At 44.9% G+C, this 17859-nt stretch carries 13 protein-coding genes; 3 read left to right on the top strand and 10 right to left on the bottom strand.

Features of this window, described 5'->3' with window-relative positions; all coding sequences use genetic code 11:
* Window positions 1–22 precede the first annotated feature (22 nt).
* From JWG44_RS13575 to JWG44_RS13550, 6 genes are all read right to left on the bottom strand, one after another.
* Window positions 23–1597 carry an FAD-dependent thymidylate synthase gene (locus tag JWG44_RS13575; RefSeq protein WP_205275531.1) on the bottom strand — a complete coding sequence of 525 codons (1575 nt, stop codon included), beginning with the start codon at window positions 1595–1597 and terminating at the stop codon, window positions 23–25.
* 876 nt (window positions 1598–2473) lie between these two features.
* Entirely contained in the window at window positions 2474–5761 is a 3288-nt protein-coding gene (locus JWG44_RS13570) for an efflux RND transporter permease subunit (protein WP_205275530.1), read from the bottom strand.
* Between the two features lie 138 nt (window positions 5762–5899).
* On the bottom strand, window positions 5900–7342 hold the full coding sequence (locus tag JWG44_RS13565; protein ID WP_205275529.1) for a dolichyl-phosphate-mannose--protein mannosyltransferase: 1443 nt from the start codon (window positions 7340–7342) through the stop codon (window positions 5900–5902).
* Window positions 7339–8049 carry a glycosyltransferase family 2 protein gene (locus JWG44_RS13560; RefSeq protein WP_205275527.1) on the bottom strand — a complete coding sequence of 237 codons (711 nt, stop codon included), beginning with the start codon at window positions 8047–8049 and terminating at the stop codon, window positions 7339–7341. The genes JWG44_RS13565 and JWG44_RS13560 overlap by 4 nt, the downstream gene beginning before the upstream one ends.
* Window positions 8046–9419: a multiheme c-type cytochrome gene (locus JWG44_RS13555; RefSeq protein ID WP_205275526.1), complete on the bottom strand. Its 1374-nt coding sequence runs from the start codon at window positions 9417–9419 to the stop codon at window positions 8046–8048. Before JWG44_RS13555 ends, JWG44_RS13560 begins: the two co-directional genes overlap by 4 nt.
* A complete protein-coding gene (locus JWG44_RS13550) occupies window positions 9416–10291 on the bottom strand; it encodes a sulfurtransferase (RefSeq protein WP_205275525.1) in 876 nt (291 codons plus the stop codon). Before JWG44_RS13550 ends, JWG44_RS13555 begins: the two co-directional genes overlap by 4 nt.
* 248 nt (window positions 10292–10539) lie before the next feature.
* Here JWG44_RS13550 and JWG44_RS13545 point away from each other — a divergent pair, with 248 nt between their 5' ends.
* The 3 genes from JWG44_RS13545 to arsS all read left to right on the top strand — a co-directional run bounded on the left by JWG44_RS13545 (window position 10540) and on the right by arsS (window position 12535).
* Window positions 10540–11025: a DUF4395 domain-containing protein gene (locus JWG44_RS13545; RefSeq protein ID WP_205275524.1), complete on the top strand. Its 486-nt coding sequence runs from the start codon at window positions 10540–10542 to the stop codon at window positions 11023–11025.
* Window positions 11026–11122: 97 nt separating this feature from the next.
* Entirely contained in the window at window positions 11123–11461 is a 339-nt protein-coding gene (locus tag JWG44_RS13540; RefSeq protein WP_205275523.1) for an arsenosugar biosynthesis-associated peroxidase-like protein, read from the top strand.
* Window positions 11462–11491: 30 nt separating this feature from the next.
* A complete protein-coding gene (gene arsS / locus JWG44_RS13535) occupies window positions 11492–12535 on the top strand; it encodes an arsenosugar biosynthesis radical SAM (seleno)protein ArsS (protein WP_205275701.1) in 1044 nt (347 codons plus the stop codon).
* On the opposite strand, the gene JWG44_RS13530 is transcribed toward arsS, so the two are convergent.
* From JWG44_RS13530 to JWG44_RS13515, 4 genes are all read right to left on the bottom strand, one after another.
* Complete coding sequence (locus JWG44_RS13530; protein WP_205275702.1) at window positions 12484–13575, bottom strand: DNA-methyltransferase; 1092 nt, start codon at window positions 13573–13575, stop codon at window positions 12484–12486. The genes arsS and JWG44_RS13530 overlap by 52 nt on opposite strands.
* Before the next feature lie 405 nt (window positions 13576–13980).
* Complete coding sequence (locus JWG44_RS13525; protein ID WP_205275519.1) at window positions 13981–16206, bottom strand: cation:proton antiporter; 2226 nt, start codon at window positions 16204–16206, stop codon at window positions 13981–13983.
* A gap of 227 nt (window positions 16207–16433) precedes the next feature.
* Window positions 16434–17255, bottom strand: a complete 822-nt coding sequence (locus JWG44_RS13520) for a penicillin-binding transpeptidase domain-containing protein (RefSeq protein ID WP_232371649.1) — start codon at window positions 17253–17255, stop codon at window positions 16434–16436.
* Between the two features lie 57 nt (window positions 17256–17312).
* Complete coding sequence (locus JWG44_RS13515) at window positions 17313–17831, bottom strand: hypothetical protein (RefSeq protein ID WP_205275517.1); 519 nt, start codon at window positions 17829–17831, stop codon at window positions 17313–17315.
* Window positions 17832–17859 lie beyond the last annotated feature (28 nt).

The raw sequence follows: 17859 nt of genomic DNA, 5'->3' as shown, positions 1-17859 counted from the left end.
AGAATCGTTTTCGGAAAGAATTTTAGATCACTCGGGAATACTCGGACAGTTCTCTTTTCCAGACCTGGGTTCCACAGTAGTGATCTCCTTCCGGACAATAGGGTTTGACTTCGCCCTGGAGTCGGATCCAGCATGGGGCCTTGATCCACTTTGCGATCTCCGGATGTACTTTCATGACGTCGGTGAGTTCTTCCACGGAGGCTTGGAAAATTTCTTCCTGGGCGTTGTAACAGGTTCTGGATCTCCATTTGTGATGGAGGTTTAAGAGATCCCCGCTTTCGTAAAAACGGATCGGGAATGCGTTCGGTAAAAGATAGGTTGCATATTCGGGGGAACCGCCTGCGTCTAAAAATCGGTTTAACTTTTCGAAGATCTGCTTCATATCGGAATCATACTTCTCTTTGAGTTGCGGATATTTTTGGACCACGAGAGGAGTGATGTAATCCGGTGTTCCCGCATACTGGGACATGAGAACCGGTCTTCCTCCTGGAACCATTCTATGTCTTTGATCCTGACTGTCTGCGGTGTGAGAAATTCTTTTTTGGAAAGAATACTGAACGTTGAAGAGGGCTCTTGTGATCGGACTGAGAGAACTTTCGTTCAAGGTAGAAGTCAGGTGTTTATTCTTGGACGGATTTAAGACGAGGTCGATCGCGTCCTGATCATCGAGAGAAGATTTAGGAATTCCTAATATAGATCGAACCGATTGTGCAAGAATTTCCGGCGCATTGGAAGAATGCGATACTAGTTTCGAATACCGAGCTCCGAGTTCGCCGTCGTATTCTTTTACAAAAGCTCCCGCGACTTCCGGATGGTATTCTTTTTTTGCGGTCCCGAACATGGAATCAAAAAAACGATACTCCGTCGTTTCCTCGAGGGGCAGCGGATCGTCCATTTCGTCTGCGTAGAGAGGATCGACGGCGCGAACTTGGTTTACCATTTCGGTCACGACGGTCCTTTGTTCTTCGGGGACGTCGTAAGAATTCATCAATCGATAGTAACGATGAAGAGTTAATCCGTTGATGGAATGATAGAGATACGTATAAGTTCCAAGCGGTAGCAGATAACGCGCCACTTCGAGACATTTTTTTTTGATCGGTCCCTGCCATTTGTCCGGATAGTTGGCTCTGGCCTTGTAGATGTTGAAGTATTCTTCTTGGATAAATGGATGGAGAATTTCGTTGTATGAGAAGTAGGCTTGGCTCGCGAAATCGACCGCGTCGAGATAGAGTTCGAGTAGTTTGCCGCTGAGTCCCGGTGGAACGTAGTAATTCTCCTTTTTTACTTCTACGTATCTCTGAGATACTTGTTCCGAGTTATAAAACGGATGAGAGTGTAAGAAGGACCAGACGAATTGTCGGGAGACTTTATCCAGCGTGAAGATAAACTGAGGATGTTGTCTTGTTGTAAGATGTCCGGCCTTTTTGGTAGATTTGGCGACGCGGTCGCGAATCTCGATGGATTTTTCCGAAGAGACCATGTCGGAGGGGAGGAGAATTCCTTTGGAAGAATAGCAGGTTCTTGCCGTTGCGATGGCGAGATTGAAAGGATCCTTGCTGTGATCCAGTAGTGAAACGATCGGTTTTTGGGTTAACATCGGATTCTCCGGGCGGGACTTTGGGGTCCCCGGTAGAACAATCCTGGGGAGCGAAACGGGACCGGAAACTCTTTTTTTGGACATAATTCGCGATCCGTAGAGAGCGAATTAGCCGTAAGGCAGCGGAGCGTGGCCGTCGGCTCTTTGTTTTTAACAAGGACCGCGATCCGCCGAGTGACCGTAGAAACGAGGCGCTTTAGTTTGCGAGCGACTTGTCGGAGTTCCGACAGGTTTGTAGAGGCGCGATTTGTTGTTGTCGGAAATGCTTTTCTGTGATCGGGAGATTTTGCCGGAGTTTTTCCCTGCGACGCGATTCGTAAAGAGCGTCGCATTGAGTTAATCCACCACCCAATCAGCATAACCTTACCCACAAGTTAAAAGCTATTTAGAATGAAGAAGGATCCGAGTTTGACTTTTTGTAGGAGTTCCTACAAAAGCTCTGAGAAATATTCCTTGCAAAGTCATAATTCTGTGATATAGGAAAATCTCCGGGAGTCTTCCGCCTCCCGCCCCTCCACCCGAAAATCAGGGCGGGGCGCGCGACTTTCACGGAAGATTGTCGTTGTTACGACAGATTTTTCTTAAGATTCAGTCCACTTTGTGGGTAAGAATTGCTCATAGGATTCATAACCTTACCCACAAGTTAAAAGCTATTTAGAATGAAGAAGGATCCGAGTATGACTTTTTGTAGGAGTTCCTACAAAAGCTCTGCGAGAGAATATTCCTTGCAAAGTTATAATTCTGTGATATAGGAAAATCTCCGGGAGTCTTCCGCCTCCCGCCCCTCCACCCGAAAATCGGGCGGGGCGCGCGACTTTCACGGAGAAGCGTCGTAATTCCTACAAGAGAAAAGAGCCGTTTTCTAAAAAGTGTTCCTCATTTCTTTTTCTTTGGCTTTTTCGATTTTGGAGAACGGTTTTTGGATTCCGCTTCGGAATCTTCTTCCGTGGTCAGTTCCTCTAGATCCGAATGCATCCAATCTCTGTTGCTCTGCCCAAAACCTGCGTTTGCCCCAAAGGTCTGTTTTTCCAGGAGTTGTCTTTTCGCGGACTTTTTCTTTTCTTGGGATTCATAGACGTTCAAAAGATATTCCATTACGATCGGAAGTAGAACACGGGAGAATACGGTCGCGACGATCACTCCAAAAATCACCACCGTTGCCAGAGGTCTCTGCACTTCCGCGCCGGCCATCGTCGAAATCGCCATCGGGATAAAACCCACGGCAGCGATCACCTCGGTGGTCATAACGGGACGAAGAGAATGGATTCCTGCTAAATAGACCGCGTCCGCGATCGACGCTCCTTTTTCCAATTCTTCCTTTAGAGTCGATGCGTAGACAACGCCGTTTAGAACCGCGATCCCGCTCACTGCGATAAAACCGACTCCCGCGGGAATACTAAACGGAAGACCTCTTAGAACAAGACCGATGATTCCGCCCGAAACCGCGAGAGGAACGACGATAAAGACGCCTAACGCGTAGTAGATACTTCCGAAAGCCGCCATCAACATAAAGAAGATGATGGCAAGAGCGATCGGAACCACCATCGCGAGTCTTTCTTTCGCTCTTGTGAAGTTCTCGAACTGACCTCCCCAGTCGGTCCTATAACCCGGAGGGAGATTTTTTTCGATCTCTTCTGTGACCTTCTGAGCCTCGTTTACAAAACCGACGAGGTCTCTTCCCCGAATGTTGGTCTCCACCATAATTCTTCTTTTCAAAGATTCTCTGTAGATCGCCGCGGGACCTTCCACGAGTTTGATCTCCGCAACTTGGCCGAGAGGAACCGTCGAACCCGAAGAAGTAAAGACCGGAATATTCCCCACTTGTTCCAAATCGGTAGCGTCGATTTTCAGACGAACCACAAGATCAAAACGTTTAAAACCTTCGAACACTTTTCCGGTGTTTCTTCCCAGACGAAGCGCTTCCACGGTCGCGAGAATTTCTTCGGCTTGAACTCCGTAACGCGCCATGTTCTCTCGATCCACTTTGATCTCAACGAGAGGAAGTCCCAAAACCCTCTGCACTCTTAAATCCGCGACACCTTGTACACCCTTTAGCTTTCCCGCAAACTGTCCGGCGATATCTTTGAGTTTGACTAAGTCGTCTCCGTAGATTTTGATAACGACGTCCGCTTTCGAACCGGAAAGAAGCGCGTTCACACGGTTCTCGATCGGTTGCGACAAACTCACCGTACTCGAAGGAATGTATTTAAGAATTTCATCCTTCATCTTCGTCATAAGTTCTTCTCTGTCGTCGGCGCTTACCCATTCTTTACGGGGTTTCAGTTTTACCATCGCCTCGCCTTCGTCGGTTCCGATCGGCTCCGCAGCCGATTCTCCTCGACCCATTTTGGAGACGACGCTGATCACTTCCGGAAATTTTTTCAGAATGGTTTCCATGTCGGTGTTTGTATCTCTGGAATAGTTGAGAGAAGTGGAAGGAAGACGTTTGATATCTACCGCGATCTCTCCTTCGTCGATTCTTGGTAAGAATTCGGAACCCAAAGTTGAACCCAAAAGAAGCGCGAACACCACAACTCCGACGCCCGCGTATAAGAATTCTTTCTTTCGAGACATTCCGAAATCCAAAAGTTCTTTGTATTTTTCGGTGATCACGTCCCAATACTTGCTATGATGAAAAACGGGTTCTTTGAACAAGATACTCGCCGCCGCGGGAAAGGTGGTGAGTGAAAAAAGAAGCGCGGCTCCGAGAGCGAGAGCGACCGTGATCGCCATCGGCTTAAACATCCTTCCTTCCACACCTTCCAAACTCATCAGAGGAAGATAGACGAGCATGATGATTGCAACGGAGAAAGTGGCGGCTCGACCGACTCGGACACAGGCGTCGGTGATGATCTCTTCCGCCGCCATCTCCCGATCTTCCAACTTGGTCTGCATCTCGTAAAAGGATCGTTTTAAGATAAACGCATGAAGAATAGATTCCAACATCACGATCGTTCCGTCCACGAGAAGACCGAAGTCGAGGGCTCCCAAGGACATGAGGTTTCCCACGATTCCGAAAGCGTTCATAAAAATCGTGGCGACGAGCATAGGAATCGGAATCGCCAAAGCGACGAGTAACGCACCCTTAACCGTTCCAAGAGCGATGATCAAAACGATAATGACAAGAACGGCGGCTTCGGCCAGGTTTGTGAAGATGGTGCCTAACGTTCTTCCGATAAACTCGGAACGATCGTAATAGGTTTCGATTCTCATTCCCGGAGGAAGTCTTTTTTTGATGTCTTCGATTTTGATCTTAACTCTTTTTACGACCTCAAGGGAGTTTTGACCCATGAGCATCATCGCGGTAGCGCCCACGACTTCACCCTTAGCGTCCTTAGTAATCAAACCGAAACGAAGAGCGGGACCGATTTCTATCTCCGCGATCTGACCGAGCAAAAGAGGGATTCCGTCTCCAGCGGTAGTCACCGCGGTGTTTCGTAAATCCTCAATCGATTTGTACTGACTTTCCCCTCGGATCACGATTTGTTCCGCGCCCTTGGTGATATAACCGCCCCCGGTGTTCTGGTTGGCGGAATCTAACTTTTCGTAGATTTGGGAAAGGGTCAGGTTGTGAACCGCGAGTCTTCTCGGATCGATCTTGACCTGATACTGACGGACCTGACCTCCGATGATGTTAACATCGATGATACCTTCGACCGACTTTACTTCTCTTGCCAGTTCCCATTCCATATAGGTTCTCAGTTCTTCGGGAGAATGGCGATCGGACGTTAATACGAATTCGTAAATATCTCCAAGACCGGTCGCGATCGGAGAAAGTTCCGGTCTTCCATAACCCGGAGGAATGATCGCTTCGGCTTGTTTGATTCTTTCGTTCACGAGTTGTCTCGCGAAGTAGATATCGGTTCCGTCCTTAAAGATGACGGTAACGGAACTCACACCGGTTCTAGAGATGGAACGGATTTCGGTGACGTTCGGAAGACCGGTGAACTCCATCTCGATCGGATACGTAATGAACTGTTCGACTTCGAGAGGAGAAAGACCGGGAGACGCGGTCACTGCGGAAACCTGAACGTTGGTCACGTCCGGGATCGCGTCGATGGAAAGATGATAGGCGTTGTAGATCCCGACGAGGGTGATCATAAATGTGAGAACCAACACCAAGGCTCTGTTCTTAATGGAAGCGCGGATCAGTGTATCAATCATGTGTTTCGAAGAACTCTAAAAAAAGACGATATGGACAGGAAACCCTCACAAGGTCATAGATGAAAGGTTTTTTTAGAAAGAATGTTTTGAAGGAACTGTGTCGAATCCTAATAAAAAGAAGAACCTTTTCGGATCCGATCAGGTCGTGCTCGAACTTCTTGTAGATGGATTCAGCGAAGAGATGAGTTTGTAATCAATATGCAAAAAGAAGAATAGAATTCCGTATTCGACGCCGATCCACCAAAAAGAATCCCGATACGGAAACGTCTCGTATGTGGAATAAGAAAGAAGAATCAAGGCGGACCAAACGATGGAAAAAATTCTCCCCGAAAAAACGCTGAAAACAAGCAAAGGAAGAATATACCAAGGATGAACCGTCGTGGAAAAAAGAAAAAAGAAAAGATAGATCGTTTCCGCAGAGGCGAAAAAATCTCCGAGATCGGTTTCTTTTTTTCTTTGATACGAGAACGCGAGAATGAGGAATAACGCGGCCCATCCGCAGATCTTTCCCGCAAGATAAAAGTTTGCTCCGATCGTTCTTAGGAATTCTCTCAGCAAATAGTAAAAACCTCCGTTAAATTCGAAAAGTTGGAAAAAAACTCCGAGACCGGATTCGTTTTGTTTTTCAAAAAATTCTTCTCGAAAAAAGAAAAGACCGACTAACGCAAACACCGTTGCAAAAAGAGAAGTTTGAAGTAAAAGCAGAAATTTTTTTCTACCGAATAAAGTAAAAACGGTCCATGGTAAAAGAATCAGCGGAGTGATTTTGGTGAGAATTCCCAAAACTACAAAGACAACGTGAAAAAAAAAGTCCTTTGTTTTTTGATATTTTGTCCATTTCCAAAGAGAATATACCGCGCCGACCAAAAAGAAAAGAAGAACCGGTTCCGGATGCGCGTTACCCGCAATCTCTAAAATCACGAGAGGGTTCAGCCAATAGATCAGACTTCTTCGGATCGGAAGATCGTTTTCTTTTAGGATTTTACAAAGAAGCAGGAGAACTCCGATCTCCGAAAAGATCAAAATCGATTTCCAGATCGCGATTCCGACGGAAACGTTTTGAAACCAGAGCATTCCCTTGGCGCTGAGATAAAAAAGAAACTGAAGAAGAGGAGGGTAGACTGAATAGAATTTCGCGGAGTTCATTTCGTTTAACAATTGAGCCACAAGAATTCGGGCGGACCCGTTAAAAACCGAAAGATCCAATTCCTTAGGAAGAATGGAAAACGGAGAAATTCCTTCGTGGACCAAAAGTCCGTCCCACAAAAAACGATCTACGTCTTCGGATAAAATCGGTTCCGAAAAAAACATCCCGATTCTCAAAACGAATCCTAAAAAGATCCAGGTTCGAAACGAAAACTCCGAACTCGAAATTTCGGGAAGCAATATTCGAATTTTTGCAACTGTTTTGGTAAACGAGGAAAAACGATCCTCGATTTCTTTTGAAAAAACGATCCGGAAATAAGCGAGAAAAGCCGGGAGATTGGATCCGATCAAAAGTGCGAAGTCTTTTCTTTCGCCGAAGAGTTGAAACGCCACGCCGGGAAGAAAGAATAAAAAAAGAACGAATTCCTTACTCATTTGGTGAATTGAAGTTTTGCGATCGTATAAAGAATTTTCCAGCCCGCCTTGATCGAACCGGAAATCGTTCCGCTTACTTTGGAAGTCCCGATTCTTTTTTTATAACTGACCGGAACTTCCACACAATTCATTCCGAGTTTGGCGGCTTTGATCTGCATTTCCACAGTCCATCCGAAATTCCGATCCTGCATATTCAATTTTTTGAGAGAATCCAAACGGATCACACGAAACGGGCCGAGGTCCGTAAACTTTACACCGTAAAGGACTCGAATTAGAAAGGTCGAAAGTTGATTTCCGAATTTTTGAACCGGCAAAAGGGAACCTTTTTCGGCTTTTCCCAAAGCTCTCGAACCGACGACGAGATCTATATTCGGATTTTGGAATTCGTTTAACAAATAGACTAGTTCCGCAGGAGAGTCCGAATAGTCCGCGTCGACAAAGGCCACAAGATTCGGAGGATCGGCTGATTCTAAAATTCTTCGGATTCCTCTGAGACAGGCGGCTCCGTATCCTCTTTCAAATTCGTTTAATACGACGGCCCCGTTTTGAAAAGCGATCTCCGCAGTTTTGTCTCTGGAACCGTTGTCGACTACGATGATTTCCCTGATCTTTGAGTTTTTTATTTTTTGCAAATCCTTGAGAACGAGAGCGATCGACTTTTCTTCGTTTAACGCCGGAATGACGACGCTCACCGATTGTAAACTCACAGATCGCCTCGTTTGGAAATCTCGAGTAATTTTACCTTGGAAGTGATCCGAATTTTCCCCGTGTTTAGATCGGTTTTAGACTCGTAAAAAACGTTAGCAAAGGGATAGTTGAGTTCGATTTTTCCCAGTTTATCTCCGATTTCCTTCGGAGTGTTGGGGGCGTTTTTTCTCATGTGTTCGGCGTTTTCTTTTGTTAAACGAACATGCAGAATTCTTAAAATACCGAAAACGGGTTTGGTGTCCGGTTCGATTTTTAGATTCCATTCCATCTTTCTTTTTTCACCCGAACGGATTCGATTGTCGTTTACGAGTTTAGCTTCCGGATACCACTCCCAGTTTTGGCCGATCCTTTGGACTTTTTTCAAAATCTCCTTGCCGTTCGTATCCTGAAGAATCGCTTCTACCAAAAGATGTCTTTCCGGGTCTCCGGTAGGAACGCTGTGGCCTGCAAAGGTGTTTTCCAGAGTAACATCCAATCGGACGTTTTTATTTTCAAAAGACCATCGAGGTTCTTCGATTTTCAGACCGCTTTGATAATCTTTCCACTGCGAGTCGAAAAGCGCGAAGGTTTTGGGAACACCTCCTCCGATAAAGGTATGTCTGTGGGAATCTTTTTTTTCCTTTCGAAAAGCGGGAAGTACGATGCTACGGTTGATCGACGGCATGTGACAGCTAACGCAGTCTTCTTTTGGAAAGTGAACGCTCTTTTTGTATTCGTCACCGGTTTTGAAATAACAGACGAGAGATAAGTTGAGTTTGTAATCCTGGTTGTGACAATCGTTACAACGAGAGTGTAATGCCTCTCTGTTTTTTTCAACCGGATGCGGAGCTTGTGCTCCCGTAGGACCGATGAGAACCGTATTCCCTTGGGAATCGGATTTGAGGTGACAGGTTCCGCAACTGATTCCTTCTTTCTCCCATTCCGGATCGAACTTTTTGTTGGAAACGAGTACGGGTTGAAATACGTCCCCGCCTTTGAGATGGGTCGCAATTTCCCTTCTCTGACCGGACAAAGGAATATGACAATTCAAACAGAGCCATTGTGGAGAATTGGGTTTGGAAAGTTCCGCCTGAAATTGAAGATCCGTAAAGGCATTTGCGTGTGTGGAAGTTTTCCATTCTTTATAATGATCTTCGTGACATCTTCCGCAATCTTTAGCGGTAAGACCTTCGATTCCGGGAAGCGATTTTACGACGTTCACGGGTTCGGCCCAGGCGCGACCGGGGAAACGATCCTTTACGGGAGTGAGTTCGGAATCGTTTTTGCAAACGTAAAAAGAGGAAAATGCGACTGAAATTCCCAATCCGATCCGAATTGTACTCCACGAATTTAGAATATTCAAAAAATGAAGTATTTTGATATCGATCATTTTACGTCGAGGGGAAAATCCTTTTCGTTTCCTGAAGACCATTCCCACATCGAACCCGCGTAGTTTTTTGCGTTATATCCTTCGTTTCTAAGAACCGCGGTCACCCAAGCGGAACGGATTCCGCCGGTGCAATAAGCGACTATGATCGATTCTCTTCCGATTCCGAGTTCTTTGATTTTCTCGGAAATTTCTTCCGAAGATAAAAGAGAACCGTCGTCGTGTAACAGATTTTTGTAATAGAGATGTTTTGCGCCGGGGATATGTCCGCCTCTGGATTCTCCGTAAGGAGTTTCGCCTAAAAATTCCCTTTCTTCCCTCGTGTCTAAAAAGACGTACTTTCGATTTTTGAGATTGGATTTGATTTCCAAAGAAGTCGCCGTGAGTTTTGGATCGGCTTTGATCGATAACGAACCCTTATTTTTCGGTTCTCCTTGGTTGGAGACCGGGGCCCCCAGGCGTTTTAGGCCGGAATAACCTCCGTCGACTAAAAATGCGGAACGATGTCCGAGAGAACGAAGCATCCAAACGATTCTTCCGTCTTCCCCCCAGTTGTTTTTAGGTTCGCTGATAACGAGTACGGGTTGGTTGTTGTCGATCCCATAGGATTCTAATTTTTTTTTGAGAATCTCCGGCGGAAGCAAGTTTCCGCGAAACGGAAGATTGGGAACCGAAAATTCTTCCCAAGAAACGGAACGGGAACCGTTGATATGTTCTCTGTAAAAAATGGAACGAGATCTTGTATCCAATACGAGGCTATTGGGTAATAGTGCCCTGGCTTCGCCGGGGGTGAGAATCCAGGATTCCGACCTTTGTGCAAAAAGGAAACTCGGTGTAAGGACTAGAAAAGTTAAGAATGCAGCTTGAAGTTTCATCGTTTTTTTCCTGAGCAGCCTGGAGATCTTTTCATTCTATCATTTAGAAGGATCTCAAACCTGGATTTCTTTTTTTTGTCAGAAGAATCTGGGAATTTCTATATGACAATCGATATTTCGTTATAGCAGAAAAAATAATGTTATAGCAAAATATTTAAAATTATTGCAGAACTTGTGGTTCATTTTTTAAAATACGAATTCGGTCTAAGAATGGGACCTGTCGTTATCCAAGAGGGATAGGAGGACGGATGATTCGTATCGGAAATTTCCCGGATTCGGTCAATGAATACGCCGCGAGATCGGTTGCAGGTCTTGTTCTGGCTCTCAGTTTGGCTACGTTGTTTACACAATCGATTTGGTTGAATCTGGCTTTGTTTTACGGTTTTAGCGCCCGAGTTTTGTACGGGCCGAAGTTTTCACTTTTTGCAAAGATTGCAATCCACGGAATCGTTCCCTTGTTTCATTTAGGGGATCGCCCGACACCCGGTCCTCCAAAACGATTCGCACAAACGATTGGGTTTCTGTTTAGCCTAACGTCTCTTATTTTACTCTTTCAAGAACAGATATTTGCGTTTAAAATTGTGCTCGGAATTTTGTCCTTTTTCGCCGCGCTTGAATCGATCGTCGGTTTTTGCGCCGGTTGTTTTGTGTTCGGATATCTGATGCAATGGGGAGTGATTCCGAAAGAGATCTGCGAAAAGTGTAACAATCTCACGTTCAAGGCGAAGAATTGATTTTACAAACGTTTCCAAACGGTTGATTCTAAAAAGATCAACGTCTATAAGCGAAATTTGATTTCACCGAAATACTCGTCAAAAAAGGAATCGATCTATGTCTAAAGAAAGTTACTACGTCCCCGAAGATCTCAAAAAATTCGGAAGTATCGGAGAATTCCAACCCAATCTTGCGAAAAAGTTTTTTGATTATTATGGAGACGTTTTTGCGGACGGGGCTTTGACCGCCCGCGAAAAATCTCTGATCGCACTCGCGGTTTCTCACGCGATTCAATGTCCGTATTGTATCGATGCCTATACGACGGACACTCTCGAAAAGGGAGTGAGTGAAGCCGGACTGATGGAAGCGGTTCACGTCGCGGCGGCGATTCGCGGGGGAGCGTCTCTTGTACATTCGGTTCAGATGATGAATAAAGTCAAAGAACTCGGGATGTGATCGTATGAGAAAGTTTTTGGAGAAAGAATGATGAAATCCTTACAGTCTCGAGGAAGCGAATTGGTTTCTCCGCAGCGGCAGTTTCGGATCTTAAAAGAGGTCTTTGCGGATAAGAATTTTCCGTCTTTCTCCGATAAACTCGATCAATCCGGAGTCGGGGCTCTGCATCCGATTCCCACTGAGATCTTTCAGATGAACCTCGGAAAACTCTGCAATCAAACCTGCAAACACTGTCACGTGGACGCAGGTCCGGATCGAAAGGAAAGTATGAGCAAGGATACGATGTTTCACTGTTTGAGCGTCCTTGCAACGAGTCCGATACCGACTGTGGATATCACCGGAGGGGCTCCCGAAATGCATCCCGAGTTTCGGTGGCTCGTGTTGGAACTTCGAAAGCTCGATAAAAAAGTGTTGGTTCGTTGTAATCTAACCATTCTACTCGCGGGTGCGCGTTATGCGGATCTTCCCCGATTTTATGCGGAAAACAAGGTGGAAGTTATTTCCAGTCTTCCTTACTTTGAAAAAAGAAGAACCGATTCTCAGAGAGGAGAAGGGGTTTTTGATCGTTCGATAGAGGCCCTCAAACGTCTGAACGCGGTCGGATACGGAATTCCCGATTCCGGTCTTGTATTGAATCTTGTCTACAATCCTGCGGGAGCTTTTTTACCGGGGGCTCAAGGGTCGCTTGAGAAGGAGTTTAAAAATTCTCTCGAAAAGGAACACGGTATCCGGTTCAATTCTTTATTCACGATTACGAATATGCCAATTTCTAGATATTTGGAATATCTGCAGGAAAGCGGAAATCTCGAAAATTATCTCGAAAAACTAGTCTCTTCCTATAATCCGTCCGCCGCTTTAGGGGTTATGTGTAAGAATACGCTCAGCGTTGGATACGACGGTTCGCTCTATGATTGCGATTTCAATCAGATGCTGGAGATGAAAGTGGAAAGTGAAAATCAAACGATCAGAGATTACGACGGAGACCTTTTGTTAAAAAGAACGATCCGCGTCGGCGAACATTGTTACGGTTGTACGGCCGGTGCGGGTTCGAGTTGCGGCGGAGCGACCGCTTGAAAATGGGGAGAATATTCGACTTCGATACCGTTATCGCCGTTTCGTTCGATCCTCGTAATTTTTTCCAAAGTGAGGAATTTTTCCTGATTGGTGACGACCGGAGTTTGCAGACTTTGATTGAAATGAAGAAAAGATTTTCCTTCTTCGAGTCTTGAATGTACGAAAAGATCGTGATTGGTTTTTCTTTTTTCCACGATTCGATTGAGTTCTTCGGGAAGAGCGGATAGATTTTGAAACGGATTTTGAAGAAGATTGGAATCCAGATCAAAACCGATGGAGTTCCTACAGTTGCCTATGGCAGAAAGAGTTGTAGTTCCCGTTCCGAGAAAGGGATCCAAAACCAAATCCCCTTTGAGAGAATACATTCGGAGAATTCGATTTGCGAGTTCCAAGGGATAGGCCGCGCTCCTTTCTCTTCCCGCGATCGAATCCAGGCCTTGTTTTTTTCCCTTAAAATCCCAGAGATCGGAAAACCAGAGATTGCGTTCTTCCCAAAAAAATGCGCTCCGCGCTCTCGCTAATTTTTCAGATTTGGATGAGAACTTTCGTTTATTCCCTTTTCGGAATATTAGAATGTGTTCATGTTCTAAGGTTACATACGCGCCGGCCGGCAACATTCCGGAACCCATGAATTTATTGGGGGAATTGGTTTGTTTTCTCCAGAGGATTCCCGGAAGACTTTGAAAGCCGAAAAAATTGCAACTTTGAATCACTCGAGCGTGATTCATAAAAATTTGGAAACCGGAGTTCGTCTTCCGAGTCGCGTCGCCGATATTGATCACCAGAAAACCGCCGTCTTTCAGAACGCGAAACGATTCTTTCCAGACCTTGTCCAACTCCAAGTGCATCTTTTCAAAGGAAAGATTCGGATTTACCGAAATGGTTTCTCGTATAGAATCCGAAAAACCGAAAAAAAGATCGTCCCACATTTCAATCATCGGATACGGAGGAGATGTGAGAATCAAATCCACGGTATCGGAATCGATCGGAAATGGTTCTCTCGAATCTCGATTCAATATCTGATGGATTGTCTTCTCCATAATGGAATCCATAGAATTCTTACGATCCGTTTCTTTGTCCACTCAAAACAACGCGAACTTCTGCGATAAAACGACATCTTTTGTTTTTGGGGGCCTCCGCAAATTTTAACGGTGCGATCTCTTTTTTGTTGTATCTCGGATTTTTCCTTTTTGGGAATCGAGTATTCCGGTAATACGAGGCTTATTCTTTTTATAGGCGTTTACCCGATTCTTTTTGGAATCGCTCTTTTGCCGTTTTGGAAAACAAAGGATGAAAGCGAGGCTGGAGAAGGAGAAAGTTAAGACCTGGATCTGGGGAATTCTATTTCGTCTAACTGCGATCTTGAGCTCCAACTTTCGGAAGCCTTGCAAAAAGCTAAATCTTCGCGTTATGCGCTCTTGGAACTCGAACGAAACTTGGGTCGCTCAGCCTTCGAGTAAAAATTCATCCACGGATCGAATCAAAAGAAGCCCGCCTCCCTTTGGGAGTTCGTCCACACGAAATTCCGGATGATTTTCCCAGATATCCAAATCGCAAAGGATCAGATCAAACTGTTTCCAATCGGAAACGCTCGAACCCGGCTGAAGGATTTTTACCTTTTCCCGTTTTAGATTTTGTTTGATCTTGGAGGGAATTTGATCCACGGAACCGTTCAGATCGACGATCGAAAGTTTAGAATTATAGTTGGACGCAAGCCTTTTTGCGATCTGCAAAAGGGCCAAATCCTTTTCGGATCCGAAAAGAATATGGATGTTCTTTACGTCTTCCAGTTGGGATGAGAATAAAATTCCAGTATTACAATCGGTTTCTTTCAGAATCGTACGGATCTTTCCTCCGAGGATATCGTCCGAGAAAAAAGAACGGGCGGCGCCGATCAAAAGTAGTTTAAAGTTGCCGTCTTCTAAAATTCGAATGATGTCTTTGGTGATATTCGTGGAAGTTTTGTAGATCGTTTTCAGGCGAATGTTCAAGTCCTTTGAAAGTTCTTTCAAAGGTGTGAAACTCGAGGCCTCGTATTTTTCAGCGTGCGATTCGGAGATATTCGAATCGGGAGAAAGATGGACCGCGGTTACTTCTCTTTCTTTTTTCTTTTCCGGAAAAAGTCCATAAGCAATCTTTAATAGTTCCAAACCTCTGGAATGTTGTGCAAAGGAAATTAAAATTCCGTTTCCGGATCTGTATTTTGAAAACGTTTCCTCTTTGGAAAAAAACCAGTCTACGATTTTTAGACCCGGACCGGTCATTACGGTGGTGGTCAATGCCATAAGAACCATCATCGAGAAAATTTCCTCGGACAAAACTCCAAGATCGTAACCTATGTTCAAAACGATCAGCTCCATCAAACCTCTGGTGTTCATGAGAATCCCGATGGAAAGAGAATCCTTCCAATTCTTACCGGAGAGTCTGGACGCGATCGCGCTTCCGCCTAACTTTCCAAGGATCGCGACAAAAAGAATCAGGAAAAAAATCGGCCAGAGTCCTGAACTCGAAAGAAGTCCGATTTTGGTTCGAAGACCCGTAAAGGCGAAAAAGAGGGGAAGTAATACGGTGAGGCTGAAGTCTTCGATTTTATCCACCAGATTGCTTCGAAGTTCCTTTTTATCGGGCATGACCACACCCGCGACAAACGCACCGAATAACGCGTGTATGCCGATCGCCTCGGTGATCCAAGAGGAGATAAAGATAAAAAGAAAGAAGAATGCGGATATCGTTTTGGTCATCGATTCTTTGGTAGTATAGAGGTTTCCCGCCCTTCTCATGAGAGGAAGAATCGCTTTCCACATCACGATCATGTAGGTAACGGACATAAGAATCGTAAGAATTCCGGAGGAGAACGATCCTGCGTTTACGATAGTCACCACGATCGCAAGAACACACCAAGCCGTCACGTCGTCCGCCGCGGCTGCCGTGATTGCAAGACTGCCTAACGTGGTTTTGGTCCAACCTTTCTCCAGAATAATTCTTGCGAGGACCGGAAACGCGGTAATACTCATTCCGATCCCCATAAAAAGACAAAACGCTATAAAATCGACTTTCTCCGGCGCCAGAGGAATGTAGATAAAGTAGGCGAGACCGGCCCCCAAAAGAAATGGAAACATGATACTCGAGTGAGAGATGACGATCGCGGACTCTGCTTGGTTTTTTAGAATTTTGAGATCCAATTCCATTCCGATCACAAACATAAAAAGCAGAAGACCCAACTGACTGAGAATCTGAAGCGTCGACAAGGATTCTTTCGGGAAAAGAAGCGCAAATCCTTCCGGAAACAAAAAACCGAGCAAAGAAGGGCCTAAAAGAATTCCGGCAAGGATTTCTCCTATCACGGCGGGTTGTCCTACAAGAGTCGCGACTTTTCCGAAAAATCTCGCTGCGAGCATGATCGCGATCAGTTGGAGTAATAATCTAGAAAGAGGTTGTTTGAGGTGTCCTGAAAAAATCTCGCCGATAGATTTGAAATCGAGCAACCCGGGTCTTTCCAAAACGTTTTGAATCGGAGTTTTTTTCTGATTCGCCGATTTTGTTTCCGAACTTTGAGAAGAATGAAAAGTTTCCTTTTTCGGTTCCAAGTCTTTCCCGGACTGCAGGATAAAAGCGAGGGAAAAAACAAAAGAGAAAATTAGAAAAATATAAAATACCGAAATTTTTTTCATGAGGGAAATCCTGTCTCTGGGAGCAGATTCTCTCCGAATTCTGGATTCGTCATTCAGATTTTAATTTGGATTTCGAGCTTTCAGGATTGATATTCTTATAATTTTACCGTTAGGAAATGCCGGATTCAAAAAAAGGAAACACAACACCTTAGAATGTCGATTTTTTTATTTTTTCCAAAAGGTGAAGTGAATCGTTCTTCCAATCGACTTCGTTTAACAAATGCGATTTACGGTAAAGGGGAGAGCTGTAAAAATTCTTCTTGGATAATCTTAGAAGCGAGTTTTGCCGCTTCCAACGGAGCGGCGGGTTGTCCCGTCGTTCTCACTCGAGTTAAAACCAGCCACTGTTTTCCTTCTTTTTGAAACAATGCCCAGAACCAAGAGTTTGCCTCGTCTTGATTGTAGTAAAAAGAAGAATCTGATCGGTAATCTTCGATTCCGCTCCAGGTTCCGGGAAGGTCGTGATTTCCGCTCGCGTTGGAAAGGGACCCCGCTTCTCGTTTTAAAAGACCGAAGACGGTCTGAATCGTCTTTTTTCGAAAGGGAGGATTCGATTCTTGCAGACGCGTTAGGAAATCTACGAATTCGGAAGGAGAGACCGTGTAAGATCCATCCAGCCAAAAAGAGTTTCTCGTGATCGGAACCGGACTTGAGAAACCGTTCACTCTTTCCAGAAGTTGTTTTCCTTTTTCCGGGCCGATATCGTTCCAGAGTTTCGCGAAATACCAATGCACCGAATACTCAAGCGCCGATTTTAGATTTTGATCCTTTTGCCAACGTATATAAGGATGTCTTGTTTTATCCCAGAAAAATAGGGACTGGTCTTCTTTGAGATAACCGCTTTCCAGGGCGTTTAACGCGAGGAAGGTATGAAAGAGAGACGCGGGCGGGGACTTGTAAAAACATTCTTCTTTTTGAAAGTAGATTTTGGTTCTTGCCGCAAGATTGACTAACACGGCGCAGGCGGACTTTCCGTCCCAATTCAGATTTTTTTCGGAAAAGGGCATCGGAGGAAGAGACAAAACTGCGGGTTCGCTCTTACAAAACAAAAGAACGAAAACGATCCAAAAGTATGAGATAAAAAACTTCACTGAAGATTGACTCAATCAGTTTAAGATAGAGATGCCAATCAAAATTAGAGAAACTGGAAGATAAAAAAAGAAGAAGTAGAGTTTTCCCGCCTTCTTCCAGGGTTTCTTCATTTTTGGCCTTAAAAGTTCGATCAGTTTCTCATCGTTTGCGTTATAGAGTTCGGAGGCGTCGTTCATTCCGTATAAACGAGATGCAAGCCGGAGAAAAGCTTTTTCCCGATTGACCTTCAGATATTCCCAACTCGCGGAAATAAGCGCGGAATCGTCCGAAAAAAGATTCCGAAACACGGAAGGAATTTCGTAGAATTTTCCAATGAGAAGGCTTGAGAAACGAGTAAAAAGACCCAGATAAAAGAGGGACGCGTATTTGACGGCCTCCATTTTTAAACCGAAAACGATGATAAAACAAACCAAGTAAGCCCCGTAACCGAGGATGAGTCCGCTCCTTTCGAAAAAACGGTTCCAAAAAACTTCTTTGTCGAATTCTAAATCAAGGGACTCCGTGGAGTAGGGTGCGGTTTTGTTTTGGGTCATCGGGTAAATTATGAAAAAGGAATATTCC

This window comes from Leptospira ainazelensis (genome assembly GCF_016918785.1).
Lineage (GTDB): Bacteria > Spirochaetota > Leptospiria > Leptospirales > Leptospiraceae > Leptospira > Leptospira ainazelensis.
The sequence above is the reverse complement of the archived record's forward strand: the minus strand, read 5'-3'. Positions and strand labels throughout refer to the sequence as shown.